The organism is Natronomonas aquatica, from assembly GCF_024449025.1.
Taxonomy (GTDB): domain Archaea; phylum Halobacteriota; class Halobacteria; order Halobacteriales; family Haloarculaceae; genus Natronomonas; species Natronomonas aquatica.
In genome coordinates this window covers 24,152-47,659 of record NZ_JAHLKM010000005.1, presented here as the reverse complement: position 1 = coordinate 47,659, position 23,508 = coordinate 24,152, and the positions used below count along the sequence as shown (strand labels likewise).

The following is a 23,508-nucleotide window of genomic DNA, read 5'->3' as shown; positions in this document are numbered from 1 at the left end:
GTTGTGGCAGATCCCGTTGCCGGGGCGGCTGTAGTAGGCCCCGAACTTGCCCGCCGCGCTGCGGAGGAACCGGTGGTCGTCCGTGTTCTTGAAGTCGAACTGGTAGGTCTGGTGGTCACAGTACTGGGCGGCGAGTTCGGTCTGGACCTCGTCCAGCCCGAGCGCCTCGAACTGCAGCCACACCAGCGTCCCGGTGGTGTCCTGTGTGAGTACCTGATCGATCTCGATCCCGATCTCCTCGCCCGTCTCCAGTTCCCCTTCGACGAGGTGATCGTCCAAGATCTTCTCTGTGAGCGTTTGTCCCATATCGTTCGCTAGTGGACTGTCCACGGATATAAATCCGGCGTGTTCTGCCCCACGTACGGCGGTTTGGCGAGATTCACCGAAAACGTTTGTTGTATTATCGACGATACAGTTAATATATAATTAACAATCGTACAATACTGGCCCGTTACTCGAGGCGGGCGAAGGCGAGGTTGCCGCTGGTGTTTTCGATGTACACGTCGACGACGTCACCCTCGCTGGCGCCGGGAACGAAGATCGTGTAGTCGCCGCGGTGGGCGACGCCGTCGCCCTTCCGGCCGGTGTCGGTCACCTTCACGGTGTAGGTGTTGCCGGCCTCGACGTCGTCCTCGGCCGGCTGGTTGCCCCCCGAGCGGTTGCTCTTCGTGACCGGCCGGAACGCCCCACACGCATCACACCGGAGCATGAGCGTCCGATCTTCCTGGACGAGGCGGGTGTCCGGGAGCCCACACTCGCTACACCGGACGTACTCCTCTGTGTACTCGTCGATCACGTGCTGGAAGTCGTCCTCGTCGAAATCGCCGTTGTACCGGCCGACGCCCTCATCGAGTTTCCCCGAAGTCGCAAGCGTCTGCTGGACGAACCGATGGAGGTGTTCGGTCTCGCGGTTCAGCGCGTCCGCCACCGCGTCGATGTTCGTAAACCGCGTGAACGCGCCGTCGGTCTGCGCGACGGGGTCGGGGACAGAGAGCCGGTCGCCCGCCGACCCGATGTCGGGGACCGAATCCAGTGCCCGGTCGAGGCTATCTCCGTATTCCATACCCGCAAATACGGCCGATGGCCCTAAATGCGTTCCGAGACGGCCGCGCTCCCGGTCGGCCGGACGGTCGCGGTGCCGCCGGGGACCGAAGAGCGGAGGGGCTTTTGTCCCTGCCCGCCGATACTCGGGTATGGCGCCGACGACTCCACAGGCGGCTTGCTTCGAGGCCGGCATCAAGTTCGGGACCCTCTATCACCAGTTCGCGGGGACGCCCGTCTCTCCGGAAAGCAGCGACAGCCTCGCGCGGGCCATCGAGGGCGCGATCGAGAACCAGCCGTTCTGCTCGTCGGTGACCGTCGAGATCCTCGAGGACGCCATCCGGGCGGAGCTCGCAGATCGCTCCGTCGAGTACACCGAACTCACGGGGCGGTTCATGGAGGTCGAACTCCTCGTCGACTACGAGGGAACCGAGGTCCTCGCGACGATGGCGATGGACGGCGACTACCCCCGGATGGAACTCCAGCGGGTCGAGGGATGAGTTTCACTTCCGCTTTGCGGCGTGTTTTTAACCCCGACGGCGCGGAACAGCCGGTATGAGCCAGGCCACACTCGACGACGACGAACTGTTCGACGAGGCGGCGACCGAGATGCGCGAGGACGTCGAAGCCAGCCTCGCCGAGGCCCGGGCGGAGCTCCCCGATCCGGACGACGTCTGGGACACCGAGGCCGACAACACCCTCGGCGTGTTGAACGGGCTGAAAGGCGCCCTCGATACCGGCGAGGCGGCCGATCACCTCCGGGATGCGAAGAAGTGGTTCGCGATGGGACGGAAGGCCGACGCCTTCGAGGACGCCGAGGACCTTGAGGCCGACATCGAGTCCCTCGAGTCGATCCTGACACGCATCACGACCGCCCACGAGCGGGTGAGCGACCTCACCGCGACGATCCCCGAACTCCGCGGCGCCCTCGAGGACGCGGCCGACGACGGCGACGACGAATAACACGACGCCGAGACGGCCCCGGTTTCGACTATTGCTGAAGCGCGCACACTCAGTCAGGGGTCGGGCCGTGCGCCGATCTCTACCCGCACCGTCTGCCGTTCGCCGTCCCGGATGATCGTCGCCTCGACCAGATCGCCCGGCGACAGCTCCAGCGCGAGCGTCGTCCCGAGATCCGCGTTCGAGTCGATCCGGGTGCCGGCCAGCCCGACGATGACGTCCCCGCCGACCGGGACGGTGACCCCCTCAACGGTCGTCTCCTCGCTCGCACCCTGGAGGGTCTCGCCGGCCGGCGCCTCGTCGGTCGTCTCGACCACGAAGATCCCCCGCGCTTCCTCGAGCCCGTTCGCCTCGGCGACGTTCGGCGTCACCTCGATCAGCCGGATCCCGAGGAACGGATGGTCGTACTCGCCCGTCTCGATCAGTTCCGGCAGCACTCGCCGGGCCAAAAGCGGCGAGACGGCGAAGCCGACGCTCGTCCCCGCCCCGGCGACGTTGATCCCGGTCACGGCGCCCTCGAGTGTCACGAGCGGCCCGCCGCTGTTGCCCGGGTCGAGTCCGGCGTCGGTCTGGACCGTGTTCGGGATCGGAAACCCGGTCTGCTCGTTCGGGACCGATCGGTTCCGCCCGCTTATGATCCCCGCCGAGACGGACGATTCGAGCCCGAACGGACTGCCGAGCGCGAGAACCTCCGTCCCCACCCGCGGGATGGTATCGACGAACGGCAACGACGTCGCGTACGCCGGGACGTCCGTCGAGAGTACGGCGAGGTCGGCGTAGACGTCCGTCGCGGTGACGCCGGCCTCGCGCCACTCGCCGTTCTCGAACCGGACGCCGATCGACTCGGCGTCCCTGACGACGTGTTGGTTGGTGACGACGACGTCGCGGTAAACGAACCCGGACCCGCCGCCGGACTCGTCGCCGACGAAGGCGACCGAGCCGATCGTCTCGCCGTACACCGACGCGTACGGGGAGTCACTTTCGGGCGACGATGCCGACTGGGGGACCGGATCCGGGGTCTCGCGGGTGCCACCCGCACAGCCGGCCAGGCCGCCGGCGATCCCTGCCGTCGCCGAGAGAAACCGGCGGCGTGTCTGCCGTGTCATATCCCCGCTACGGGGGCGGTCCGAAAAGTGTCTTCGACTCCGGCGACGCGTGGGGTCGTTGCCCCTCGTTCTCTCGCTTTCGCTTCAGTCGCCGTCTCCCTCGAGGTCTTGCTGTCGCCAGGTCGTCCGGTCGTACATCCGTTCGACCTCCCCTTCCTGCTGGCGGATCGCGACGGCGGTGTTGAACAGGAACGCGGCGACGAGCACCGTCCCGACGAGCCAGACCGCCTCCACCACCGAACGGTCGATGCTCGCGACGCTTCCGAGCAGGTCCGTCATCGTGATCGCGGTCACACAGAGGACGGCCGGAAGGAGGTGTCTGATCAGCGCCGAGAACGTCGTGCCCTCGTTTGCCTGTGTCGTCCGGATCCCGTAGAAGACGGCCCACGCCGAGGCGCCGATCCACCCGACGGCGACGACCGGACGGGTCCAGTCCCCGGCGGCGAAGTAGCCGATCCACCACGCGGCGACGAAGACCGCGATGACCAGTCCGTCGACCCACGCCGGCAGTACTCGGCCCGAGCGGTCCGGAGAGCGATCGGCGTGGTACATCGCCCGGATCCCGAGGGCGACAAAGAGGATGAAAAAAAGCACCGCCCCCTCGGTGAACGCCCCGATCCACACTGCGCCGGTGAGATCGGTCGCGATGCCGCTGACGCCGTACACGACGGCCGCGCCGATCCCGACGGCGAGGTATCCCCACTCGTACTCGAACCCTTCAGCGAGCACACGCCTGACGTAGATCCCGAGAAAGACGAGCAACGTTGCGGCCGCGACGGCGATCGAGGCGTGTGCGAGGACCCGGATCGCCAGGATCGTTCCCGCCGCATCACCGCCGCCGACGAAAGGCGATGTCGTGCTCATACCGGCGCTTTGCATCCGGCGTTGATAGGTGTTTCATCTTTCACGCCCCGCGAGTGTTCCGTTCGTCCCATCACTTCAGCTCACCCCTGAAACAGCCGGTAGGCACCCTGTCCGACGGCGACGGGTCGTTTCCCGCCGTCGGGCGTCTCGCTTTCGATCTAAACGGTGGCGATCCCGACGCTTTCGCCGGCGCGGATGACCCCCCCCGGTCGCGGTCAGATCGCCCGTAGCCCGCCGGAGGTAGTTCAGGTTGAGGTTGATCGTAGCGATGTCGCCGGCGATCGGATCCTCGAGGTACGGCCGGAAGACGAGTCCGCCCACGGTGTCTATGAGCGTCGAGGCGACGCCGCCGTGGACGGTCGGTGGATCGGTCGGGTTCGTGGGCTTTCCGTCGAACGGAACCGTCGCGACCATCCGGCCGGGTTCGAACGTCCCGACGGTAAACCCGAGCCACGAGAGAAACCCGTGTTCGGTTTCGACGTACGTCCGGAGGAGCTCGAGTGTTTCCCCAGGGATCTCGTCCGGTTCCTGCTCCGTCATGATCGCCACTGTGGCCGGTGTCGGCTTGTACGCTCCGGTCGGGACGATCCCTGTCGCTCAAGTCGATCCCGCCCGAAGGGCGGATGTGAACGGCGATCCGACCGACGGGTTCGACGTCGAAGCGGTGGTCGCCGGCCTCGAACGGTTCGGGGGCTCCGCCCTGGAGCGTCGGACGGTCGGACGGTGTGTCAGCGATCTCGCCGATAGCGGCCGGTACGCCGAGGACGCGGGGATCGAACTCACCCCCGACCACGTCCTCGATCAACTCGCGGACGCCCCCGACGGCGGCCCCGCGGACCGCTGGAACTGGTGGATCGGCTCGCTCGAAGCTGCCTACGGCGGATATACGGCGTTTCAGGTCCGCCGTTTCGGATGAGCCGAGGCGAGGGGACGCGATCCCGGTACATCCCCGCCCTTTTCAGCACTGGGATCGTAGGCTTCCGTGTATGGGCTTCGGTAGTTACGACGAATCCGAACAGAAGGACCAGAACGTCGAAACCGACGAGGACGCCGCGGTCAACGTCCACGAGAACGACCACGAGGGGAGCGTGGAGTTCGAGTTCGACGAGAGCGAGGAGTCGCTCATCGATCGTCTCGACGAGATGAAGGACGATTCGAACGCCGAGTAGGCCGCCGGACCGGCAACCGATGGGCGGAAACGTCCGGCGTGCGTAGCGACCGGCAGTGAAACTGCAGTTCCTCGGCGGCGCGGGCGAGGTGGGCCGGAGCGCGATCCTTGTCAACGACGTGCTCGCGCTCGATTTCGGCAGCAAGGCCGCCGATCCACCGCAGTATCCCGTCGGCCGGCCCGAACCGGACGCGGTCGTCGCCAGCCACGGGCACCTCGATCACGTCGGCGCGATCCCCGCGCTGCTCTCGGGGGATCGACGGCCGCCGATCCACTGGACGCCGCCGACCTACGAACTCGCGATGAGGCTCGCCCGTGACACGCTGAAGCTCCACGGCGTCTCCGCGAGCGGAGCGAGCGGAGGCTCGAAGCGTCGAAGACGCTTCGGCGGCACGCTGCGGTGTCCGTTCACCGAGACGGACGTCAAACGCGTCACGCAGGTCTCGAAGACCCACGGCTACCAAGAGCCCTTCGAGGCGGCGGGTCACGAGGTCACGTTCTTCGACGCCGGACACATTCCCGGCAGCGCCCACGTCGTCGTCGACGACGGCGACACCCGGCTCCTGTATACCGGCGATTTCCACACCCACGACCAGCGGTTGGTCTCGGGGACGACCGCCCGCCCGACGGCGGACGTCGTCGTCTGTGAGAGTACCTACAGCGACGTCGACCACGAGCCCCGGGAGGACGTCGAGAAACGGTTCGCAGAGAGCGTCGAGACGACGCTCTGGGAGGGTGGCACGGTCGTCGTTCCCGCTTTCGCGATCGGGCGCACCCAAGAGCTGCTGTTAGTCTGTGAGGCGTACGACATCCCCTGTTACGTCGACGGGATGGGGAAAGGGATCACCGAGATGCTGCGGGGACATCCCGGGTTCGTCCGCGACGCGGACGCGCTTCGGCGGGCGAAATCTCACGCACGGTTCGTCACCGGACGGGACGGCCAGCGCAAGCGGATCGCAGAGCAGAACACGGCGATCATAACGACGAGCGGGATGCTCTCGGGCGGCCCCGCCATGACCTACATCCCCGAGATCCGGTCGAACCCGACGAACAAGATCGCGATGACCGGCTACCAGGTCGAGGGCACGCCCGGGCGGCAGCTACTGGAGACCGGTCGCGCCGAGATCGACGGCCGCGTGATGCCCGTCAGCGCCCAAGTCGAGCAGTACGACTTCTCGGCGCACGCCGACCGGGACGGGCTGTTCTCGTTTCTCGACTCGTACCGCGATACTCCGGCCTTGGTCACCCACGGGGACCGCTGTGGGCGCTTTGCGTCGGAACTGTGCGACGACGGCTTCGACGCGGCTGCCCCCGAGATCGGGGCCGTACACGAAGTCTGACGGGGCGTCGTCGCCCGACACCGTTTAAGCCCTTCGAGCGCGTAGGAATCTCCGATGACCGACCGCCCGCTCGCCCCCGGATCGACGCTGCTCGTCGACCTCGACGGGGTCGTCGCCGAACAGCTCCCCCGTCTCTGTACGTACCTCCGGCGCGAGTACGACCACGACGTCTCCCCGGGCGCGATCGACGAGTGGTCCTACGACGTGCCGGGGACCGACGGCCACATCGGCGACGTCATCCACGAACTGATGGCCGACCATCCCGAGTGGTACTTCGGCGGGATGGACCCGAGATCGGGTGTAGGCGAGGCCCTCTCGGCGCTCGGAGCCGAGTATCGGATCGAGATCGCGACCCACCGGATCCCCGAGACCCACGACGTCTCGAAGGCGTGGCTCGACGATCACGGTATCTACTACGACGAGTTCCACGAGACCGTTCCCCGGGACAAGGGGTCGGTCCCCGGCGACGCGCTGATCGACGATTACCACGGTAACGTCGCCAACGCCATCGACGCCGGCAAGGCCGGCGTGTTGATGCGACAGCCCTACAGCGATCCTGCGGCCTGCGACGGCGCCCACATCGTCGACTCCTGGGACGACGTACAGGCGCTGCTTTCGGTGTGAGCCCCGGTGCGTCAGCGACGCTCGTCGAGCTCCGCACGGAGGTCCGCAAGCGTCATGCCCTTCATCGACAGCAACACGAGCAGATGATAGACGATGTCGGCAGCCTCGTGGGCTAGCTCCTCGGTGTCGTCGTCTTTGGCCGCCAACACGAGTTCGGTCGTCTCCTCGCCGAGTTTCTCCAGGACGGCGTTTTCGCCCTTCTCGTGGGTGAAAAGCGACGCCGTATACGAGCCCGCCGGTAGCTCCTCCTTTCGGGATTCGATGACCGCAAAGAGTTCGTCGAGGATCTCCTCATCCCCGGTGTTCGCTCCATCGCTCATGCCTCGATCAGCCCCCGGATGTCATCGAGTTCTGCGTACTTCCCTTTCGGCTCGCGGCCGGCCTCGAAGACCGCCTCCGAGATCTCGATGTCGGCGTTCGTCCGGGCGGCGAGCGCGAGTGAATCGCTCGGACGGGCGTCGACGACGACCTCGTTTCTCGGTGTCTCGAGGTGGAGATCCGCGATGTAGGTTCCCTCCTCGATCGCCGTCACGACGACGCGCTCGATTCGGCTCCCCAACTCCTCCATCACGTCGAGGAGGAGATCGTGGGTGAGTGGACGACCGATATCCGTCGCATCGAGCCCACGGGCGATACTCGTCGCCTCCTCGAACCCGACGAAGATCGGCAATACGTCGTCCCCGCCCTCGACGCCGAGCGTCACCACGGCGACGACGCCCGAGGGGGAGTCGGCGACGCGGACGCCCTCTATGTACGCGTCCATACCGTCCGGAGGTGTCGGGGCGATAAAAACCCAGTCACTCGGGGCCTCCGGTGCTCGCCCCGGGTCCGTCAGAATGTGAACGTATAGCCCGTCGAAGAACGCGAGCAGTAGTACGACGGGCTCTATCGAAATCCTCAATCGATAGATTTCGGAACCCATGCTGAATACAGCGCACTTATGATTTTTTGGATTTGCTGTTTCGCGCTTATGTTTTTTCGATGAATCTGCCGTCCGGTAGTCGTACGTATATATCGACATCAGTTCGGGCGGGATGATCGGACGGGTTGTTCAAGATAGTCCTACTGAGAGACAGCCCTACTGTTATCCGCCTGGGTTCCCTACCGTAGTATATGGCGGATGATAAACAGGGCCGAGAGGAGCAAGCGGATCGTAAAGAGGAACGCCAGCGAGGGCGGGAGGTAGAGGAGACCCGGACCCGCAGCGATGAAAAAGAGCCGATGCGCGCCGACCCTGGTGAGGAGCTCGGTGATCTCGATGAAGCGCTCAAATCGCACGACTATCCAGCCACGACAAACGAGTTAGTTGAAGCCTATGGCGATTATGAACTCGAAACTCAGGGCGGCAAGAGATCCCTGGAGGACGTACTCTCTGCAACTGATGACCAAGTATATGACACAGCCGATGACGTTCGCAGACGCGTACTGGGACTCATAGGCCGATAGCACAACGGTCCAGTACGCTCCACTCCCAAATTGGACCGCCTGTGCTGAGGTAAACTTCGCCTGTCGTTATCTCCCTGCTGAATCCAGACCCATAGAAGGCGCGAACCTTGTAATCCAGATCGTGCTGAAACCGTCCGCAAGAATCCTGCTTCGTTTTCAGTCTCCTTTCAGTTCCTCCATACACTCGGCGCAAACTTTCAGATCACCTTCCCCGGAAAAATCTTCTTTGCCGTGATCGATCGACTCGAGTAGTTCTTCCGAGATAACATCCGGCGAGATGTGTTGGAGTTCGTCCACATCAAGGCTGCAGCGAGCACATTTGACCATGGACGGAAGTAACACGGTTACGGGTATTACTATTGGCCACGAATCCGACCGTTAACGCTGTATCTTGCCGTTACCGATCTGCTAATTACATCCTCTGTATTCAGTACCCCGTTCGCATCAGCTTCTAAGGATCTCAACGGATCTATCCCAACGCTGCGGTGCGGTTCGGGAAGCCCCGTCGTTCACGACGGGGAGGAGGTCACGCGAAGGTATAGGCAGTCTGTGCGTGTACGCGGTATGGTTGACTCCGATACGGTCCTCCGGACGGTTCTGCTCGTGTCCGTCGTCCTTCGTACGCCTGCGAGGAGCTGAACCGACGAGGAGTACGAGCGACGTCGCCAGCGGCTCGAGTCCGGCCGGGACGGCCCCGGGTAGCCTCGTATCCTACTGGAAGAATGCCAGTCCATGGAGCCGCGAGTCGTCGGTCAGTTCGGGGTGAAACGACGTTCCGAGGACGTTCCCCTCCCGGACGGCGACCGGACGGTCCTCGACCGTCGCCAGCACCTCGACGTCGGGGCCGACCTCGTCGATCGTCGGCGCGCGGATGAAGACCGCCGGGAACGGCTCGTCGAGCCCCGACACGTCGAGTGCGGCCTCGAAGCTGTCTTTCTGTCGGCCGAAGGCGTTCCGGTCGACACTCACGTCGAGGAGATCGAGCGTCCGAACGCGGTCGTCCTTGGCGTCGCGGCTGACGACGATGAGCCCGGCACAGGTGGCGAGCATCGGCTTTCCGTCGGCGACGAACGCCCGGATCTCCCCGCCGATCCCCTCCTCGGCCAGCAACCGCGAGATCGTCGTCGACTCCCCGCCGGGCAAAAGAAGCAGATCACACTCGGGGACGGTCCCGGCCGACCGGATCGTCTCGACCTCGACCGTCTCGCCGTGTCGATCCGCGGCCCGGCGGATCGCCGCGGCGTGCTCGGCGACGTCGCCCTGGACCGCGATGACGCCCGCTTTGTACATACCTGCGGTTGGCCGTTCTATCCAAAAAAGGGCTCGGTAGGGGAACGCAATCGACCGTACGGAGGGCCGGGCGTGGCGGTGGACACTTACCGACGAGCGACGTACCGGAACCATGCTCGTCGCCCTTTCGGATACCCACAGCCGCGACGGCACACGGCTCTCGGGTCGGACCGCCGAAGCAGTCGAATCGGCGTCGGTCCTCGTCCACGCGGGGGATTTCATGACCGACGGCGTCCTCGAGGCGTTCGAATCACTCGGCCCGCTGTACGCCGTCTACGGGAACAACGATCCCCCCGCCGTTCGGGAGCGGCTCCCGGCCGACCGGGTTATCGAGTGGCGTGGACTCCGGATCGCACTCGTCCACGGCCACGAACACACCGACGTCGAACTGTCGATGTTCGGCCGGCAGTCGAACGCCGATATCGTCGTCTTCGGTCACTCCCACGCCCCGGAGTTCCGCGAGGGGGTCGTCCCGGCGCTGAACCCCGGTAGCCACGCCGATCCGCGCTGGAACCGGCCGGCACACGCCGAACTGGAGTACGACGACACGGCGGGGCTGGCCCGCGGGCGGCTCGTCGAACCCTCGGGGACCGTCTTCGAACGCTTCACTGTCGAGCCGCGCGAACGGTAACGCGGCTCGACGTCGTCCTCGGATAACCCCTCGACTCGCTTTCGAGCGTCGCTCTCCGGGCATCCGAGCCGGTACGGCAACGCACCGCCCGGCTCGGGTCGGATCACGTACCGCAGGCCAGAGGGGGGAGAAAACGCGCCGAACGCTGTGTGGGGGCAGTACCGGCGGCGGTGGAGGGCCGAAGCGTTCAGCGCACTCGATCCGACGGCGGGGACTAATAAGACGACACCGATGGCTAAAACCGGCGTTTTACTTTTCACAACCCCCGACAGTTCGCTACCGTCGTGTCCGGATCCACGCCCTAACGTACGGGGTCGCGATCAGGACCGTCAGAACGATCGCACCGCCGAGAAAGAAGGCGAGCCCGGGCGGGACCCCGGCGCCGAAGAGCCCTTCGACGATCGCATCGACCGCATCGAGAAGCTCCGAAACGGGACCCTCGCCCCCCGAGGCGGGGGCGTCCGCGGCCTCGTCCTCGACGGTTTCGAGCGCGCCAGCGTCACCGCCACCGCCGTCCCCGTCGGTCCGGACAGCCGTCTCCTCGGCCGTGTCGCCGAAGAGTGTCTGTACTGCGACCGCGCCGACGGCGAGGGCCAGAAAGCCGCCGAACAGCCGCGAGATAGCCGACTTGAGCCCCGAAGCGCGCTCCTCCTCGCCGGCGAAGATGACGAGCGGGCTGTCGGCGGGCCCGTACACCGACATCTCCCGGCCCTTCTCGGAGTAGGCGGTCCCGACGACCTCGACGGCGCCGGCCGCCTCGAGTTTCTCGAGGTGATACTGGGCGTTCTGCAAGGAAGTATCGACCCGGTCGGCGAGTTCGCCCGGCGGGGCCGGCTCCTCGTGGAGTTCCGAGAGCACCTGGCGGGCGGTCCCCGAGGAGAGGGCGGCCATCAGGTCGTCGGCCTCCTCGCTGTCGAGGCCGACGACACGGGGCTCGCTGTCCGCGGAGATTTCCGGAGTGGAGGGCAGCAGACTCATCGCGAATGTGTATTTCCCCCGCCGGTATGAGTTTTATTACCTGACGGGGTCGAAACGCCCCGAAACGGTTTTGTCGTGGCGCCCGCACCAATCGGGTATGCTCCCCGCGATCCCCCCGTACGCCGTCCCGCTTTTTTTCGGGGTCGACCCCGTCCTCGTGGGTATCATCGCGGTGCTTCTTTTGATCGTGTTCGCGCTGTTTTTGTTCATCCGGAAGACGCTTCTCAGCTTCTCGAAGGGGATGCGCGAGGGAAAACGAAAACGGGAGTAGTCGGCGGTCAGCGACCCGCGATCCGATCGATCGCCGTCCCGATGTCGTCGGCGTCGACAGCGAGGTGCGTACAGAACCGAACCTGTCCGCCCTCGAACGGGACGCCGAGGACGCCAGCCGTTTTACAGTCTCCGAGGAACGTCTCGACGGGTTCGCCCGGCTCGAGGAGGACGATGTTCGTTTCCGGCGGTTCGACCGCGAGGCCGTCGATCTCGGCCAGCCCCTCGGCGAGTCGCTCGGCGTTCTCGTGATCCTCCGAAAGTCGATCGCGGTTCTCCAGGGCCCGAAGCCCGGGCGCGGCGATCACCCCCGCCTGCCGCATCCCGCCGCCGAGCAGTTTCCGGATCCGCCGGGCGTCAGCGATGAACGCCTCGCTCCCGACGACCATCGAGCCGACGGGCGCGCCGAGCCCCTTCGAGAGACAGCACATGACCGAATCGACGTTTCGGACGAGCCGGGCCGGATCGGTCCCGAGCGCCGTCGCGGCGTTGAACAGACGCGCCCCGTCGAGGTGGACCGGAACGTCCCGGTCGGCGGCCGCCGCACAGGCAGCGTCGATCCGGTCGGCCGCGATGGCGGTCCCGCCCTTGCTGTTGTGGGTGTTCTCCAGACAGACGAGCCCGGTCCCCGGCCGGTGGTCGTCGGCCTCGACGTACCCGGACTCGATCGCCTCGGGCGTCACGACGCCGCGGTCGCCGCCGTCGATCGTCCGGACCTGCAGTCCCGAGTGCTGTGCCAGTCCCCCGAGTTCCCACTTGTAGATGTGGCTCTCGCGTTCGACGAGGACCTCCTGTTCCCGGTCCGTGTGGACGCGGGCGGCGATCTGGTTTCCCATCGTGCCCGACGGGACGAACAGGGCGGCCTCCTTGCCCAGCAGTCCGGCGACCCGCGATTCCAGTTCGTTCACCGTCGGGTCCTCGCCGTAGACGTCGTCGCCGACCTCGGCTTCGGCGGCGGCCGTCCGCATCGCCGGAGAGGGCTTCGTTACCGTATCGCTGCGCAGGTCGATCATGTCTAACCGCCGGGGCGATCGGCGTATAAGCGTGTCGCGCCCGTCGGCAACGAGGAGACGAAGACAGTCACTCGACGATGTCGATCGCCGGCCGGGACGGTTCGGCCTTCGCGGCGACGTCGTCGCCGGCCTCGGCGGCGGCCAGCACCCGGACCGTCGTGTCGAACTCCCGTTCGATCAGCCACGCCGCCGCCCGGAGCGCCTCCAGTTCGGTCTCGGGGTCGAGCGTCCGCTGGAGGGCTTCCCGGTTCTCCTGGAGTTGCTGTCCGTAGTCGGCGGCAGCCTCGCCGTGGCGCTTGATCGAATCGTGCTCCATCAACTCGCCGATGACGTTCGGCGCGTCGCTGTCGATGGCGACCCCCAGCGCCTCGTGTTTCCACTCTGGTGTGACGACGATGTCGATCCGCTCGGGGTCCTCGATGTCGGCCACGTCGATGATCTGTCTGACGTCCTCGCGGGTGTTCTCGACGAGGCGGCGGCGCTTCTCGATCGTGTCGCGGTCGGCGTCGGCCTCTGGCCAGGTGGCGTCGACGACGAACCCCTCGTGGCCGAGCGTTTCCCACAGTTCCTCACAGATGTGGGGGGCGACCGGCGAGAGCAGCCGGAGCGAAACCGAGAGGCCACGTTCGAACGTGTCGGCCCGGACGTCCCCGGCCTCGCGGTACCGTCTGAGCGTTCCGACGAGCGACTGGGCCTCCCGGACGGCGGTGTTGAACACGAGCTCGTCGTACTCCTCGGCCGCGACGGCGACGGCGGCCTCGATCTCGCCTTCGACGTAATCGGCGGTCGGATCCCGTTCGTCGGTCGTCTCGATTTCGCCGTCGGCGTAGACCTCGACGACGTCCTTCAGCCGCGCCAGGAAGGCGTTGGCCGACGCGACGCCCTGCTCGGACCAATCGAAGTCCCGCTCGGGTTGGGCGGCCTGCATCATGAACAGGCGGGCGGTATCGGCGCCGTACTCCTCGACGATGGCCTGCGGGGAGACGACGTTGCCCTTCGATTTCGACATCTTCTCGCCCTCCAGTTGGACCATCCCCTGGGCCAGGAGGTTGGTGAAGGGCTCGCGGTGCTGAAGCCCCTCGTGGTCGGCGAGCGTCTTCGTGACGAACCGCGAGTACAACAGATGCATCACGGCGTGTTCGATGCCGCCGACGTACTGGTCGACGGGCATCCAGTCGTTCGCCCGCTCGCGGTCGAACGGCGCCTCCTCGAGATCCGGCGAGACGTACCGCAGGAAGTACCACGAGGAGTCGACGAAGGTGTCCATCGTGTCCGTCTCGCGTTCGGCGTCGGCGCCACACTCCGGACAGGTCGTTCGCTTCCACTCCTCGGCGGCGTCCAGCGGGTTTCCCGTCGTGTTGATGAACTCCGGGAGTTCGACCGGCAGTTCGTCCTCGGGGACGAGGACCGGGCCGCAGTCCGGACAGTGGACGATCGGTATCGGCGTCCCCCAGTAGCGCTGTCGGGAGATACCCCAGTCGCGCAGCCGGTACTGGGTGCCGTGCTCGGCGCTTTCGATGTCCTCGGTCAGCCGTTCTCGGGCCTCGGCGCTTTCGAGCCCCGAGTACTCGCCGGAGTTTACGAGCACGCCGTCCTCGACGAACGCGGCCTCGCTCACGTCGGGCGCCCCGGGTTCGCCGTCTTCGGGTTCGGGTGCGATCACGGGTTCGATGTCGACGCCCATCTTCGAGGCGAAGGCGTGGTCGCGGTCGTCGTGGCCGGGCACGCCCATCAGCGCGCCGGTGCCGACGTCCGAGAGGACGAAATCCGCCACGAAGACCGGCAGTTCCCCGCCGGTGACGGGGTGTGTCGCCGTGAGGTCGGTCTCGACGCCGTTGGGTTCGTCGCCGTCGGGGTCGGCCTCGTGGTGGACGAACTCGTGGACGGCCTCGTCGGTCTCGATCAGTTCCTCGCTGATCGGGTGATCCGGCGCCAGGGCGAAAAACGTCGCCCCGAAGACGGTGTCGACGCGGGTGGTAAAGGCCTCGACACCGCCGTACTCCTCGTCGGGCCCCGAGACGTCGAACGCCAGCCGCGTACCCTCCTGGCGGCCGATCCAGTTGCGCTGCATCTGTCTGACCGAGTCGGGCCACCCCTCCAGACCGTCGATGTAATCGATCAACTCGTCGGCGTACTCGGTGATCTTCAGGAACCACTGTTCGAGTTCGCGCGTCTCGACGGGGGTGTCACACCGCCAACACAGCTCCGCCTCGCCCTCGACTTGCTCGTCGGCCAGCACGGTCTCGCAGTCGGGACACCAGTTCACGTCGGCGGCCCGACGCTCCGCGAGATCCTCCTCGAGGAACCGCCGGAAGAGCCACTGGTTCCACTTGTAATAGCGGGGCGTACAGGTCGCGATCTCCCTGTCCCAGTCGTAGCCGAACCCCATCGATGCCATCTGGTCTTTCATCGTCTCGATGCAGTCGAATGTCCAATCGCGGGGGTTCGTATCCCGCTCTTTGGCGGCGTTCTCGGCGGGCAGCCCGAAGGCGTCCCAGCCCATCGGGTGGAGCACGTCGTCCCCCCGGAGCCGGCGGTACCGGGCGTAGGCGTCCGTGATCGTGTAGTTCCGGACGTGACCCATGTGGAGCTGTCCGGACGGATAGGGGTACATCCCGAGGACGTAGGTCGGATCCTCGACCTCGTCCGGCGTCCGGTACACCGAGGCGTCGTCCCACGCCTCCTGCCAGCGTCGTTCGACCGCGGCGTGGTCGTATCCGTCGTCGTACATAGAGAGGAAGTTACGCGTACGTTCCGACGGTTCGGCCCTTAAACTTTCTATCCGCGCGTCGGCGTTCCCACGGGATGGGACTGGGGGCCAAGGCTCATGCCAGTGGGGCGCCAAGATGACGTATGCCCGAAGAGACGACATCCGGACGGCTGGACGGCGTCGTACGGTCGGTACGCGAGTCCGACGGCTCGACGGAGCTCGCGAACCCGAAGATCGCGGTGGCGGCCGTCCTACTCCTGGTTGCGCTCCCGCTGGTGCCGTTTCTGGCGGTCGGCTGGTACATCTCACGGACGATTACGGGCGTCCGAAAGCGCGTCTCCTGGGAATAGCTCGGCCGCTTACCGAACCTGTGTGTCGACGAGTTCGAAGGCGGTCCCGCTGTCGTTCGCCGTCGCCCGCTCGTAGACGGCGTGGGCGGCCGCCACGTCCTGGATCGCCAGCCCCGTCGAATCGAAGACGGTGACGCCGTCCTCGGCCGTCCGTCCCGGACGCTTCCCGGCGACGATCTCGCCCAGTTCGGCGTAGATGTCTTGGTCCCCGAGGATCCCTTCGCTCCAGGGGACGTTGATCTCCCCCGAGTGGGTACACTGCTCGTAGTCGTCGATGACGAGCTTTGCCGCCGTGAGGACGTCGTCGGCGAGTTCGTTCTTTCCCGGCGCGTCGGCGCCCATCGCGTTGACGTGGGTGTGGTCGCCGACGTCGTCGGCGCTCACGATCGGATCCTCGACGGGCGTGACCGTCGAGAGGACGTCACACGAGGCCGCCTCGGCGATCGAACCGCCGCGGACGTCGAAGGCGTCCCCGAAGGTCTCGATGAACGCCTCGACGGCCGCCTCTCGGGTGTCGGCGACGATTACCTCCTCAATACCTCTGACGGTGCTGATCGCCTCCAGTTGGGTGTACGATTGGACGCCCGCACCGACGATCCCGAGCGACGCCGCGTCGGCGACGGCGAGGTGATCCGTCGCCACGGCGGCGGCCGCGCCGGTCCGTTTCCGGGTGAGCGTCGTCCCGTCCAAAAGCGAAAGCGGGAAGCCGGTCGCCGGGTCCGAGTAGATCATCGTCCCGATCACCGTCGGGAGGTCGTGATCGTCGGGGTTCCCCGGGTGGACGTTGACCCACTTGATCCCGGCGCCGTCCCACTCGCCTGCATCCATGTAGGCGGGCATCGACCGGAAGTCGCCGCCATGCTCCGGCAACTCGACGTAGGACTTGGCAGGCATCCGGACGTTTTCGGCCTCGTAGGCCGCGAACGCCTCCTCGACGGCGAGGATGACTTCCGCCATCTCGGCGTTGTCGTCGACGTCTGTAGGGTCTAAAAGAAGCGTCTCCATACAGAAACCTGACACGAGCGCTATTTATTCCCATCGGGTCGATCGAGAGGCTGCCCGTACTCGACCGACCGTTAGGACCGCTCCGAGACGGACCACAGGGCTGAATCCCACCCCGCCCACCCCCATCTGATCGTTTCGGGGATCGTTGGTATAATCGTACCTCGCGGGAACTGTGCACGGCGTGCACAGCACCCGGCGCTACCGGAACTCCTCGGCCGGTTTGTGTCGAGCCTGCTCCCGGTACTCCCGATAGAGACCGTCCGCCCAATCCCGGACGCCGTCGTCGGTCGTTTCCAGCAGTGCCCGCGGGAACCCCTCGTCGTCCTCGACGCCGATCTGGACGCGTCCGTCGTCGGCCAGCCCCAGATAGAACGGGAGTTCCGCTTGGGACACCAGCACCGTCGAGCGCCCCGTTTCGATCTTCTCCCGCAACAGTGGAGCGAAATCCGCCGATTCGAGCGTCCCTTCGAGACCCGAAGCGACGATCGTCTCCGCTTCGAGTCCGTGTTCGGTGACCTGCTCTGCGATCGTTTTAGTTCCTTCCAGATCGACCGACGGAAGAAGCATCCGAACCCGGTCCGCTGTCCGGAGAATATCGGTCTGTTTTCGCGCCGGGGCGTAGGGATCCCCCTCGCTTGCCGATATCACCGCTGCATCGTCTACGTCCAGAAAGTCGGGCGCGAACTCGTCGGTCGGAAACCACCGCAAGAACTCGGATAGCTCCTCGACCTGTCGGACCGTATCGAGCAACCCGGAGAACTCGCTGCCGATCGCGGCTCCGAGGCGAGTGAGCCGATAGCCGTCGTCGTTCGTGACCCATCCCCGCTCTTCGAGCGATCGAAGCGACCGCGCAACCGTCGTCCGGGAGGCGTCGAGTTGCGTTCGGAGTTCTCGCTGTGTCATCGCTTCCGATTCCGAGAGCAGCTCTACGATGCGGACACGTGACTCGGCACGTGCCAGAAAGCGGATCTGACCGAGTGGATCGGTTCCTTCGTCGCCTCGCACCCTCGGCGTGCCCTGTTCATTCATCTCTGTTCGTTATTGAGCGTGCGTCTGCGCGACTGATAGAGGTTGTGCACACCGTGCACGTTTCCCGGACCGTAGTATCGTCAATAATAAGCGACCAGTACGGAACCATACCGATAGCTCACACACTGGGGCCGGTGTGAAAAAAGAGGTGACAAACGACACCAACGTCGACGGCGAGGTGACCGTCGCCGACTACAACTCGGAGCCTTCGGCGACCGGCTCCTCGCCCGGTCGCTCGATTTCGGTCACCCAAATCGAGGTTCCGGATCCGGATCGGCCGACGACGATCCCGAACCGCAAGCACAGTCCGGCGACGCCGAGGATCTGGACGGGTTCGGGGCCGTGATCGCGCTCGTCGCGCTGCTGGCGGCGGCGCTTTTCGCCCGACGGCGATTGTAGCCCGGCCGCGTTCGTTCGATCGGCGTGGCGGGCGACTCCCATCTACAGATTAACAGGCAGAGTGCCTCGGGGCTTGCCCCCGAGGGTGAATGCCGTCACTATATGCCACAAATTTATGTATTTCTAGCGTTAACACGGTGACAACGACCAGAAATAACCCCTCAAAGTATGGAAATGAAGACCTCATTTCCTTCGCTGGTCGTTTGACAGTTTGGAAATGTGGCCCCTCTCAAAACCCGCCACTATGGTGGTGCGACGGGGGTTTCAACGGGCGGAGTGAAGCCGCCGACTCCCACGGACACATCGGCGTGTTCGGGTGTTAATTCCAGCCGACTCCTCACGGAGAAGGTCGGGAGGAATTAAATTCGCCTGCGGGTGCGGTGCTGGCCCAAGACGGTGAAGCCTCGGGGCTTGACCCCGAGGTACTTCACGATCGATCGGACGCATTACTCCCCGTCGAAGAACTCCTCGACCCGCCGCTGTGTCTCGGGTTCGTTGTAGGCCGCGATCGCGTGATAGATGCCGCGCCGCATCGACTCCTCGAGGTCCGGCGGGCGGACCGAGTGGACCTGCCGTTTCGCCATCCCGTGGACGTAGGTCGGTTTCGCCGCGAGCGTCGTCAGGAGTTCCCCGAGGGCGTCGTCGAACACGCCGGGGTCGTGACGCTCCTCGATCAGCCCGATCTCGTGGGCGCGTTCGGCGTCGATCGGCTCGCCGGTCATGATGAGGTACTTCGTCATCCCCTCGCCGATCAGCCCCGGCAGCTTCTGTGCGCCGCCGAGATCCATCGCCAGCCCCATCGTCGATTCGGGCAGCCCGAAGCGCGCGGTGGTGTCGGCGATCCGGATGTCACAGGCGACGGCGAGTTCGAGCCCCCCGCCGAGGACGTGACCCTCGAGCGCCGCGACGACCGGCACGTCGAGCGACTCGATGGCCCGGATCGACCCGTGGACCGGTTCGAGCAGATCGCGAACTTCGAGGGGGTCCATCTCACCCCACTCCGGGACGGCGGACATGTCCACGCCGGCCGAGAAGGTCCCGTCGGCGCCCCGGATCGTGACGACCGATGCGTCCTCCTCGGCCGCCTCCTCGCAGATCTCCCCGATCCGGAGGAACATCTCGCCCGTCAGCGCGTTCGATTTCTCCGGACGGTTCAGCGTGATGTCGATGCGACCGTCCGCGCGGTCGACGAGGACGCCGTCGGATGCCATGTGCGGCGTTTCGCTGGCGGCCACTTCTGTGTTCCGCCGACCGAGGCACACAAATACTCGCCCCCGGAACGGGACGCCGTGACCGACGCGAACGAGTGGTTCCTCGGGAACCACGACCACCTGCAGGATCTCGGCATCGCGATCGAAGCACAGCGGGAGGGATACGTCCGGCTCTCGTTGCCACACGAGGATTCCCTTACCAACCCCGGCTCGGGCGTCATCCAGGGTGGGGTCGTCGCCACGCTGATCGATCACGCTGCCGGGGCCGCGATCCGGACGACACTCGAGGCTCCCAGAACACAGACCCACGCCACGACGGAACTCAACGTGAGCTACCTGCGCCCCGCGACCGCGGATCTGACCGCCGAGGCGACGGTCGTCCGGTCGGGGCGGACCCGTGGAGTCGTTTCGATCGAGGTGACCGCCGAGACGCCCGACGGGCCGAAAGAGATCGCCGTCGGCCGCGTCGCGCTGTTCCTCGAACCGGAGGACACTGAAGCGAACGCCGAAACGGGAACGGAAACGGAAGCGGAAGGGGAAGCTGAATCTGAAGCCGAAAAAGAAACGGAAACGAGAACTGGAACTGGAACTGGAACGGAAAGGGAGTAAACCCCCGGCCGGAACCGCCGTTTGCCGTTCACCCGTCCGCGCGGAACGATTCGAGGACCGCTTCGTCGATCTCGATCCCCAGCCCCGGTCTGTCGCGGATTCGGACGACGTCGCCGTCGTTGGTTATCGGATCCGCCGCGAGGTCCTCACGGATCGGGTTCGGGGTTCTATCGAACTCTAACATCGGCTCGCCGGGGATCGTCGCGATGACCTGGAGGCTGGCGGCGAGCGCGATCGCACTCCCGAACACGTGGGGCAGACACTGGACGTTCTCGCTGTCGGCGAGCGTTGCGACCCGTTCGGTCGAGGTGATCCCGCCCGCGCTGGTCACGTCGGGCTGGACGTAATCGGCCGCGTTCTCCGAGAGCACCCGGTTGAACTCGTGTTGGAACGCCCACGACTCCCCGCCCGCGATCGGGACGGTCACGTCCTCTTTGAGCCGCGAGTAGTACGCGATCTCGGGGCGGACCGGTTCCTCGAAGAACCGGACGTCGAGGTCTTCGATCCCGCATGCGACCCGTTTCGCGGTGGCTATATCGTAGGCGTGGTTCGCATCGACCATCAGATCGATCTCGTCGCCGACCGCCTCACGCACCGTCCGGACGAGTTCGATGTCCTCTTCGGGGCCCCACGGGAAGTGTCCGGACAGGCCGATCTTCTGTTTGAGTGCGGTGAACCCGGCGTCGACGTGGCCGCGGGCCTCGTCGGCGATGATCGACTGTAACGTCTCGAACTCCTCGACGTCCCTGAAGAAGTGTCCGGTCGCGTACGCCCGGACCTCCTCGCGGTACCGCCCGCCCAGGAGTCGGGACACCGACCGGTCGACGGACTTCCCGTAGGCGTCCCAGAGTGCGATGTCGATACCGCTGACGACACTCACCGGGACGAACGAGTGATACGACGACCTGAGCTTGAAGACGAGTTCGTCGTGGATCCGCTCTACGTCGTCGACGCGCTGGCCGGTCAGCCACGGGGCGACGTACTCCTCGATGAGCTCCCGGTTGCCGGCGACGGGGCCCCAACACTCCCCCCAGCCGACGGTTCCGTCGACGGTCTCGATCCTGACGAGACAGTACTCTCTGCTGTCGATCCACTTCTGTGCGTTCGCGAACGTCCCGTCCAGCTCGCGCCGGAGCGGTACCGCTTCTATCGTTTCGATCTCCATCGGTGTCCGTTCCCGTTCGCCGACCGCACTAATCAGTTTCTGCTATCGGGCCGGTACGGCCCCCCAAACGACCCGCTTTGTCGATCAATCCGTCCGTCTCCGCCGTCGGGATACCGGATGGTTCGGGTCGGACCGATCGACGCCGTCGATCGCATACTTTTTATTTTAGGCATGCCTAAATGGTGTTAATGCCCGCGGAAACCAGATCACGATCCGGCCCCCCATCCGAACCGGAATCCGACCAGTGTCCGGATATCACCGTCTGTGAGAGCTGTCCGGGCACGTCTATATTTATCGAAGCCGAAAACACCGACGGGTGGATCGCGAGCGACCTCACGGTCGACGTGCCCCGGTAGCGATATGACCGACCGATCGCCACCCGCCGACGCCGAACCCGAGGCCGGGGCCGACGTCGAGGCCGAGTCCGATATCGATCCCGCCCCGGAACCGACGGCCGATCGGACGACGGTTCGCTCCGGTCGGAACTTCGAGGAACACTACCGGCTGGACGCGTCCGAGGCCGGCGACTTCCTGATCGAGCTTGGCGAACAGCTCCGCGGAAGCGACGAGGTGCGGCTGGTGACAGACGAGTGGGAACTTCCCTTCGCCTTCGGCGAGCCGATCGAACTAGAGATCGACTTCGAGGGCGTCGGCGAGCCGGAACTGGAGATCGAACTCGAACTGCCCGGCCGAACCGACGACAGCGCGCCGACTGTCGAGTAACGGGACGAGAAACGCGCGGAACCGGGATCAGTTCGTCGCGGATTCGATCACTAACGTGTCGTCCTCGAGGTAGTGTTCGATGTGGTGGGTGTGTTCCTCGATCGTCTCCAGTTGTCCCCGGAGTATCTCGCCGGTCGCGTAATCGCCGAGTCCCTCCGCGAGGTCGATGTGTTCGCGGTAACTCTCGATGATATCGCCCATCATCTCCAGGTCGTTCGACAGCGACGTGCGGATGTCGTAGACGTCCTCGTCCTCCGGTTCGACCGTGGCGTTCTCCGAAAGCGCCGGCATGCCCGCGTGGGGGACGCCGCCGAGCGACTGCAGCCGTTCGGCGAGCTCGTCGGCGGCGGCCTCGACGTCCTCGTAGATCTCCTGGAGGAACTCGTGGACTGGGAGATACTCGGCGCCCTCGATGTTCCAGTGGTGCTTGTGGAGCTGGTGATAGAGGACGTACGCATCCGCCAGATCCGAGTTCAGCGCGTCGATGATCTGCTCGGCCTTTTCGGTCTCGAGCCGAAGCGAGTTCTCCTCGACGGTGCCCGCTTGCTGTCGAGTTTCTTTTTGGGTACTCATTACGTTCCCTAGTATGCGCGCGACGCACTTATAAGTTATCAATATATGTATATTTTTTGTACCGCCTAAAAGTTCTAAGCGCCGTAGAGGGCGTATATATCCTTTGTTTGGCGTATCTATTCATGTCGATTATTGGCTATTTTTGCTCCGAGCGGACCGCAGATCGGCGGGTATACCGAGCCCCGATCCCCCTGTAGTTTAAATACTACTACGGAGGCATCCGTCCCATGTCGATCCGAACGATCGCCGGCGACTGTCTCGTCCGCTTCGAGGGGCGCCGCGAGCGGACCGTCCGTGGCAGAATCCTCGCGATCACGAAGCCCGACAACACCGTCCTCGTCCACGACGTCGACGGCTACCAGCCCGTCGCGTGGCTGACCCGCCCCGAGAACCTCTCTATCACCCGCGATCCGCTGTGGCTTCTGGCGAGCGACGGCGACCAGACGCTCCGGATCGAGGCGACGGGCGACGTCGCCGTCGCCGAACACGACGTGACCGAGGCCGGTACGCCCGTCGGCGCGTGTCGCTGTGACGGGCCCTTGGTCCGGACGGGCGACAACGTCGTCTGTCTCGACTGCGAGGCGCGGTTCGGACTGCCGGACGGGGCGTCGGTGACCGATTCGGCGTGTGCGTGTGGACTCCCGACGTTCACCGTCGACCGCGGCGAGCGCTTCGAGTTGTGTCTCGACTACGAGTGTGGATCGCTGCTCGAGGCCGTCCGGGCGCGCTTCGACCGCGAGTGGGACTGCCCGAACTGTGCGGGTGAGCTTCGGATCCGCAGACGCGGCGGGCTCATCGCCGGCTGTGAGCGATATCCCGACTGCGAGACCGGCTTCGTGGTGCCCAAGGGGACGGTCGACGGGACGTGTGCGTGTGGGCTGCCGGCCTTCGAGACGCCGTCCGGACGGCGGTGTCTCGACAGCGGTTGCGCGGCCCCGGACGGATAGCGGGCGCGGCGGCCCCGCCCCGAGGGGGCGACCACAGGGGCTATACGACTCCGAGC

At 65.5% G+C, this 23,508-nt stretch carries 30 protein-coding genes and 2 pseudogenes; 15 read left to right on the top strand and 17 right to left on the bottom strand.

The window, feature by feature from the left end; translation table 11 throughout:
• Both KM295_RS06040 and KM295_RS06035 read right to left on the bottom strand, forming a co-directional pair.
• A pseudogene (locus KM295_RS06040) lies at window positions 1–306 on the bottom strand (aconitate hydratase); the annotation flags it as partial.
• Window positions 307–451: 145 nt separating this feature from the next.
• Window positions 452–1,063 (bottom strand): translation initiation factor IF-2 subunit beta, encoded by a 612-nt coding sequence (locus KM295_RS06035; RefSeq protein ID WP_256029066.1) that lies wholly within the window; start codon window positions 1,061–1,063, stop codon window positions 452–454.
• 130 nt (window positions 1,064–1,193) lie between these two features.
• On the opposite strand from KM295_RS06035, the gene KM295_RS06030 reads away from it, so the two are divergent.
• Complete coding sequence (locus KM295_RS06030; RefSeq protein WP_256029065.1) at window positions 1,194–1,541, top strand: dihydroneopterin aldolase family protein; 348 nt, start codon at window positions 1,194–1,196, stop codon at window positions 1,539–1,541.
• A 55-nt stretch (window positions 1,542–1,596) separates the two neighbouring features.
• Entirely contained in the window at window positions 1,597–2,004 is a 408-nt protein-coding gene (locus KM295_RS06025; RefSeq protein WP_256029064.1) for a DUF5790 family protein, read from the top strand.
• A gap of 53 nt (window positions 2,005–2,057) precedes the next feature.
• Here the strand turns inward: KM295_RS06025 and KM295_RS06020 are convergent, their stop codons facing one another.
• The 3 genes and pseudogenes from KM295_RS06020 to KM295_RS06010 all read right to left on the bottom strand — a co-directional run bounded on the left by KM295_RS06020 (window position 2,058) and on the right by KM295_RS06010 (window position 4,511).
• Window positions 2,058–3,107: a S1C family serine protease gene (locus KM295_RS06020; protein ID WP_256029063.1), complete on the bottom strand. Its 1,050-nt coding sequence runs from the start codon at window positions 3,105–3,107 to the stop codon at window positions 2,058–2,060.
• Window positions 3,108–3,191: 84 nt separating this feature from the next.
• Window positions 3,192–3,971, bottom strand: a complete 780-nt coding sequence (locus KM295_RS06015) for a hypothetical protein (RefSeq protein WP_256029062.1) — start codon at window positions 3,969–3,971, stop codon at window positions 3,192–3,194.
• 80 nt (window positions 3,972–4,051) lie between these two features.
• A pseudogene (locus tag KM295_RS06010) lies at window positions 4,052–4,511 on the bottom strand (PaaI family thioesterase).
• A gap of 85 nt (window positions 4,512–4,596) precedes the next feature.
• Here KM295_RS06010 and KM295_RS06005 point away from each other — a divergent pair.
• The 4 genes from KM295_RS06005 (at window position 4,597) to KM295_RS05990 (ending at window position 7,103) form a co-directional block, all read left to right on the top strand.
• Window positions 4,597–4,887, top strand: a complete 291-nt coding sequence (locus tag KM295_RS06005) for a WNWW family protein (protein ID WP_256029060.1) — start codon at window positions 4,597–4,599, stop codon at window positions 4,885–4,887.
• A 70-nt stretch (window positions 4,888–4,957) separates the two neighbouring features.
• Window positions 4,958–5,140, top strand: a complete 183-nt coding sequence (locus KM295_RS06000; protein WP_256029059.1) for a DUF5786 family protein — start codon at window positions 4,958–4,960, stop codon at window positions 5,138–5,140.
• Between the two features lie 55 nt (window positions 5,141–5,195).
• Window positions 5,196–6,479, top strand: a complete 1,284-nt coding sequence (locus tag KM295_RS05995) for an MBL fold metallo-hydrolase (RefSeq protein WP_256029058.1) — start codon at window positions 5,196–5,198, stop codon at window positions 6,477–6,479.
• A 54-nt stretch (window positions 6,480–6,533) separates the two neighbouring features.
• The gene (locus KM295_RS05990; RefSeq protein ID WP_256029057.1) at window positions 6,534–7,103 is read left to right on the top strand and encodes a 5' nucleotidase, NT5C type; all 570 of its coding nucleotides are present in this window, start codon (window positions 6,534–6,536) and stop codon (window positions 7,101–7,103) included.
• Between the two features lie 11 nt (window positions 7,104–7,114).
• Here the strand turns inward: KM295_RS05990 and hisE are convergent, their stop codons facing one another.
• Both hisE and KM295_RS05980 read right to left on the bottom strand, forming a co-directional pair.
• Window positions 7,115–7,423, bottom strand: a complete 309-nt coding sequence (gene hisE / locus KM295_RS05985) for a phosphoribosyl-ATP diphosphatase (RefSeq protein ID WP_256029055.1) — start codon at window positions 7,421–7,423, stop codon at window positions 7,115–7,117.
• Entirely contained in the window at window positions 7,420–7,866 is a 447-nt protein-coding gene (locus KM295_RS05980) for a bifunctional nuclease family protein (RefSeq protein ID WP_256029053.1), read from the bottom strand. Before KM295_RS05980 ends, hisE begins: the two co-directional genes overlap by 4 nt.
• Window positions 7,867–8,216: 350 nt before the next feature.
• Here KM295_RS05980 and KM295_RS05975 point away from each other — a divergent pair, with 350 nt between their 5' ends.
• Window positions 8,217–8,549, top strand: coding sequence for a DUF5789 family protein (locus tag KM295_RS05975; RefSeq protein WP_256029051.1), 333 nt, complete (start codon window positions 8,217–8,219; stop codon window positions 8,547–8,549).
• A gap of 156 nt (window positions 8,550–8,705) precedes the next feature.
• On the opposite strand, the gene KM295_RS05970 is transcribed toward KM295_RS05975, so the two are convergent.
• A complete protein-coding gene (locus KM295_RS05970) occupies window positions 8,706–8,876 on the bottom strand; it encodes a hypothetical protein (protein ID WP_256029049.1) in 171 nt (56 codons plus the stop codon).
• A 384-nt stretch (window positions 8,877–9,260) separates the two neighbouring features.
• Entirely contained in the window at window positions 9,261–9,839 is a 579-nt protein-coding gene (gene pdxT / locus KM295_RS05965; RefSeq protein ID WP_256029047.1) for a pyridoxal 5'-phosphate synthase glutaminase subunit PdxT, read from the bottom strand.
• Window positions 9,840–9,951: 112 nt separating this feature from the next.
• Here pdxT and KM295_RS05960 point away from each other — a divergent pair, with 112 nt between their 5' ends.
• Window positions 9,952–10,470: a metallophosphoesterase gene (locus KM295_RS05960; protein ID WP_256029045.1), complete on the top strand. Its 519-nt coding sequence runs from the start codon at window positions 9,952–9,954 to the stop codon at window positions 10,468–10,470.
• Window positions 10,471–10,746: 276 nt separating this feature from the next.
• Here the strand turns inward: KM295_RS05960 and KM295_RS05955 are convergent, their stop codons facing one another.
• Window positions 10,747–11,448, bottom strand: coding sequence for an ArsR/SmtB family transcription factor (locus KM295_RS05955; RefSeq protein WP_256029043.1), 702 nt, complete (start codon window positions 11,446–11,448; stop codon window positions 10,747–10,749).
• Window positions 11,449–11,545: 97 nt separating this feature from the next.
• Between KM295_RS05955 and KM295_RS05950 the strand changes: the two genes are divergently transcribed.
• Window positions 11,546–11,719: a DUF7859 family protein gene (locus KM295_RS05950; protein WP_256029041.1), complete on the top strand. Its 174-nt coding sequence runs from the start codon at window positions 11,546–11,548 to the stop codon at window positions 11,717–11,719.
• A 7-nt stretch (window positions 11,720–11,726) separates the two neighbouring features.
• Here KM295_RS05950 and KM295_RS05945 read toward each other — a convergent pair whose 3' ends face one another.
• The gene (locus KM295_RS05945) at window positions 11,727–12,731 is read right to left on the bottom strand and encodes a threonine aldolase family protein (protein WP_256029038.1); all 1,005 of its coding nucleotides are present in this window, start codon (window positions 12,729–12,731) and stop codon (window positions 11,727–11,729) included.
• Between the two features lie 67 nt (window positions 12,732–12,798).
• On the bottom strand, window positions 12,799–15,462 hold the full coding sequence (leuS, locus tag KM295_RS05940) for a leucine--tRNA ligase (protein ID WP_256029036.1): 2,664 nt from the start codon (window positions 15,460–15,462) through the stop codon (window positions 12,799–12,801).
• 122 nt (window positions 15,463–15,584) lie between these two features.
• Between leuS and KM295_RS05935 the strand changes: the two genes are divergently transcribed.
• Window positions 15,585–15,791: a DUF7535 family protein gene (locus tag KM295_RS05935; protein ID WP_256029034.1), complete on the top strand. Its 207-nt coding sequence runs from the start codon at window positions 15,585–15,587 to the stop codon at window positions 15,789–15,791.
• A 9-nt stretch (window positions 15,792–15,800) separates the two neighbouring features.
• Here KM295_RS05935 and KM295_RS05930 read toward each other — a convergent pair whose 3' ends face one another.
• Complete coding sequence (locus KM295_RS05930) at window positions 15,801–16,796, bottom strand: ornithine cyclodeaminase family protein (protein ID WP_256029032.1); 996 nt, start codon at window positions 16,794–16,796, stop codon at window positions 15,801–15,803.
• Between the two features lie 198 nt (window positions 16,797–16,994).
• Window positions 16,995–17,825, bottom strand: a complete 831-nt coding sequence (locus KM295_RS05925; protein ID WP_256029029.1) for a helix-turn-helix transcriptional regulator — start codon at window positions 17,823–17,825, stop codon at window positions 16,995–16,997.
• A 342-nt stretch (window positions 17,826–18,167) separates the two neighbouring features.
• Here KM295_RS05925 and KM295_RS16995 point away from each other — a divergent pair, with 342 nt between their 5' ends.
• Window positions 18,168–18,224, top strand: a complete 57-nt coding sequence (locus KM295_RS16995) for a PGF-CTERM sorting domain-containing protein (RefSeq protein WP_418904758.1) — start codon at window positions 18,168–18,170, stop codon at window positions 18,222–18,224.
• Window positions 18,225–18,670: 446 nt separating this feature from the next.
• On the opposite strand, the gene KM295_RS05915 is transcribed toward KM295_RS16995, so the two are convergent.
• On the bottom strand, window positions 18,671–19,435 hold the full coding sequence (locus KM295_RS05915) for an enoyl-CoA hydratase/isomerase family protein (RefSeq protein WP_256029026.1): 765 nt from the start codon (window positions 19,433–19,435) through the stop codon (window positions 18,671–18,673).
• Between KM295_RS05915 and KM295_RS05910 the strand changes: the two genes are divergently transcribed.
• Complete coding sequence (locus KM295_RS05910) at window positions 19,436–20,044, top strand: PaaI family thioesterase (RefSeq protein ID WP_256029024.1); 609 nt, start codon at window positions 19,436–19,438, stop codon at window positions 20,042–20,044.
• 28 nt (window positions 20,045–20,072) lie between these two features.
• Here KM295_RS05910 and KM295_RS05905 read toward each other — a convergent pair whose 3' ends face one another.
• A complete protein-coding gene (locus KM295_RS05905; RefSeq protein ID WP_256029022.1) occupies window positions 20,073–21,209 on the bottom strand; it encodes a mandelate racemase/muconate lactonizing enzyme family protein in 1,137 nt (378 codons plus the stop codon).
• 188 nt (window positions 21,210–21,397) lie between these two features.
• Here KM295_RS05905 and KM295_RS05900 point away from each other — a divergent pair, with 188 nt between their 5' ends.
• Complete coding sequence (locus tag KM295_RS05900) at window positions 21,398–21,565, top strand: hypothetical protein (protein WP_256029020.1); 168 nt, start codon at window positions 21,398–21,400, stop codon at window positions 21,563–21,565.
• Between the two features lie 4 nt (window positions 21,566–21,569).
• A complete protein-coding gene (locus KM295_RS05895) occupies window positions 21,570–21,932 on the top strand; it encodes an amphi-Trp domain-containing protein (protein ID WP_256029018.1) in 363 nt (120 codons plus the stop codon).
• Window positions 21,933–21,959: 27 nt separating this feature from the next.
• On the opposite strand, the gene dpsA is transcribed toward KM295_RS05895, so the two are convergent.
• Window positions 21,960–22,505: a DNA starvation/stationary phase protection protein DpsA gene (gene dpsA, locus KM295_RS05890; RefSeq protein WP_256029017.1), complete on the bottom strand. Its 546-nt coding sequence runs from the start codon at window positions 22,503–22,505 to the stop codon at window positions 21,960–21,962.
• A gap of 227 nt (window positions 22,506–22,732) precedes the next feature.
• On the opposite strand from dpsA, the gene KM295_RS05885 reads away from it, so the two are divergent.
• Window positions 22,733–23,452 carry a PDDEXK family nuclease gene (locus KM295_RS05885; protein WP_256029015.1) on the top strand — a complete coding sequence of 240 codons (720 nt, stop codon included), beginning with the start codon at window positions 22,733–22,735 and terminating at the stop codon, window positions 23,450–23,452.
• Window positions 23,453–23,508 lie beyond the last annotated feature (56 nt).

Excerpts from the sequence above, each read along its gene's own strand:
- KM295_RS06035 (WP_256029066.1), bottom strand. The coding sequence starts at position 1,063 with ATGGAATACGGAGATAGCCTCGACCGGGCACTGGATTCGGTCCCCGAC.
- KM295_RS06030 (WP_256029065.1), top strand. The coding sequence starts at position 1,194 with ATGGCGCCGACGACTCCACAGGCGGCTTGCTTCGAGGCCGGCATCAAG.
- KM295_RS06025 (WP_256029064.1), top strand. The coding sequence starts at position 1,597 with ATGAGCCAGGCCACACTCGACGACGACGAACTGTTCGACGAGGCGGCG.
- KM295_RS06020 (WP_256029063.1), bottom strand. The coding sequence starts at position 3,107 with ATGACACGGCAGACACGCCGCCGGTTTCTCTCGGCGACGGCAGGGATC.
- KM295_RS06015 (WP_256029062.1), bottom strand. The coding sequence starts at position 3,971 with ATGAGCACGACATCGCCTTTCGTCGGCGGCGGTGATGCGGCGGGAACG.
- KM295_RS06000 (WP_256029059.1), top strand. The coding sequence starts at position 4,958 with ATGGGCTTCGGTAGTTACGACGAATCCGAACAGAAGGACCAGAACGTC.
- KM295_RS05990 (WP_256029057.1), top strand. The coding sequence starts at position 6,534 with ATGACCGACCGCCCGCTCGCCCCCGGATCGACGCTGCTCGTCGACCTC.
- hisE (WP_256029055.1), bottom strand. The coding sequence starts at position 7,423 with ATGAGCGATGGAGCGAACACCGGGGATGAGGAGATCCTCGACGAACTC.
- KM295_RS05980 (WP_256029053.1), bottom strand. The coding sequence starts at position 7,866 with ATGGACGCGTACATAGAGGGCGTCCGCGTCGCCGACTCCCCCTCGGGC.
- KM295_RS05975 (WP_256029051.1), top strand. The coding sequence starts at position 8,217 with ATGGCGGATGATAAACAGGGCCGAGAGGAGCAAGCGGATCGTAAAGAG.
- KM295_RS05970 (WP_256029049.1), bottom strand. The coding sequence starts at position 8,876 with ATGGTCAAATGTGCTCGCTGCAGCCTTGATGTGGACGAACTCCAACAC.
- pdxT (WP_256029047.1), bottom strand. The coding sequence starts at position 9,839 with ATGTACAAAGCGGGCGTCATCGCGGTCCAGGGCGACGTCGCCGAGCAC.
- KM295_RS05960 (WP_256029045.1), top strand. The coding sequence starts at position 9,952 with ATGCTCGTCGCCCTTTCGGATACCCACAGCCGCGACGGCACACGGCTC.
- KM295_RS05955 (WP_256029043.1), bottom strand. The coding sequence starts at position 11,448 with ATGAGTCTGCTGCCCTCCACTCCGGAAATCTCCGCGGACAGCGAGCCC.
- KM295_RS05950 (WP_256029041.1), top strand. The coding sequence starts at position 11,546 with ATGCTCCCCGCGATCCCCCCGTACGCCGTCCCGCTTTTTTTCGGGGTC.
- KM295_RS05945 (WP_256029038.1), bottom strand. The coding sequence starts at position 12,731 with ATGATCGACCTGCGCAGCGATACGGTAACGAAGCCCTCTCCGGCGATG.
- leuS (WP_256029036.1), bottom strand. The coding sequence starts at position 15,462 with ATGTACGACGACGGATACGACCACGCCGCGGTCGAACGACGCTGGCAG.
- KM295_RS05935 (WP_256029034.1), top strand. The coding sequence starts at position 15,585 with ATGCCCGAAGAGACGACATCCGGACGGCTGGACGGCGTCGTACGGTCG.
- KM295_RS05930 (WP_256029032.1), bottom strand. The coding sequence starts at position 16,796 with ATGGAGACGCTTCTTTTAGACCCTACAGACGTCGACGACAACGCCGAG.
- KM295_RS05925 (WP_256029029.1), bottom strand. The coding sequence starts at position 17,825 with ATGAATGAACAGGGCACGCCGAGGGTGCGAGGCGACGAAGGAACCGAT.
- KM295_RS05915 (WP_256029026.1), bottom strand. The coding sequence starts at position 19,435 with ATGGCATCCGACGGCGTCCTCGTCGACCGCGCGGACGGTCGCATCGAC.
- KM295_RS05905 (WP_256029022.1), bottom strand. The coding sequence starts at position 21,209 with ATGGAGATCGAAACGATAGAAGCGGTACCGCTCCGGCGCGAGCTGGAC.
- KM295_RS05900 (WP_256029020.1), top strand. The coding sequence starts at position 21,398 with ATGCCCGCGGAAACCAGATCACGATCCGGCCCCCCATCCGAACCGGAA.
- KM295_RS05895 (WP_256029018.1), top strand. The coding sequence starts at position 21,570 with ATGACCGACCGATCGCCACCCGCCGACGCCGAACCCGAGGCCGGGGCC.
- dpsA (WP_256029017.1), bottom strand. The coding sequence starts at position 22,505 with ATGAGTACCCAAAAAGAAACTCGACAGCAAGCGGGCACCGTCGAGGAG.
- KM295_RS05885 (WP_256029015.1), top strand. The coding sequence starts at position 22,733 with ATGTCGATCCGAACGATCGCCGGCGACTGTCTCGTCCGCTTCGAGGGG.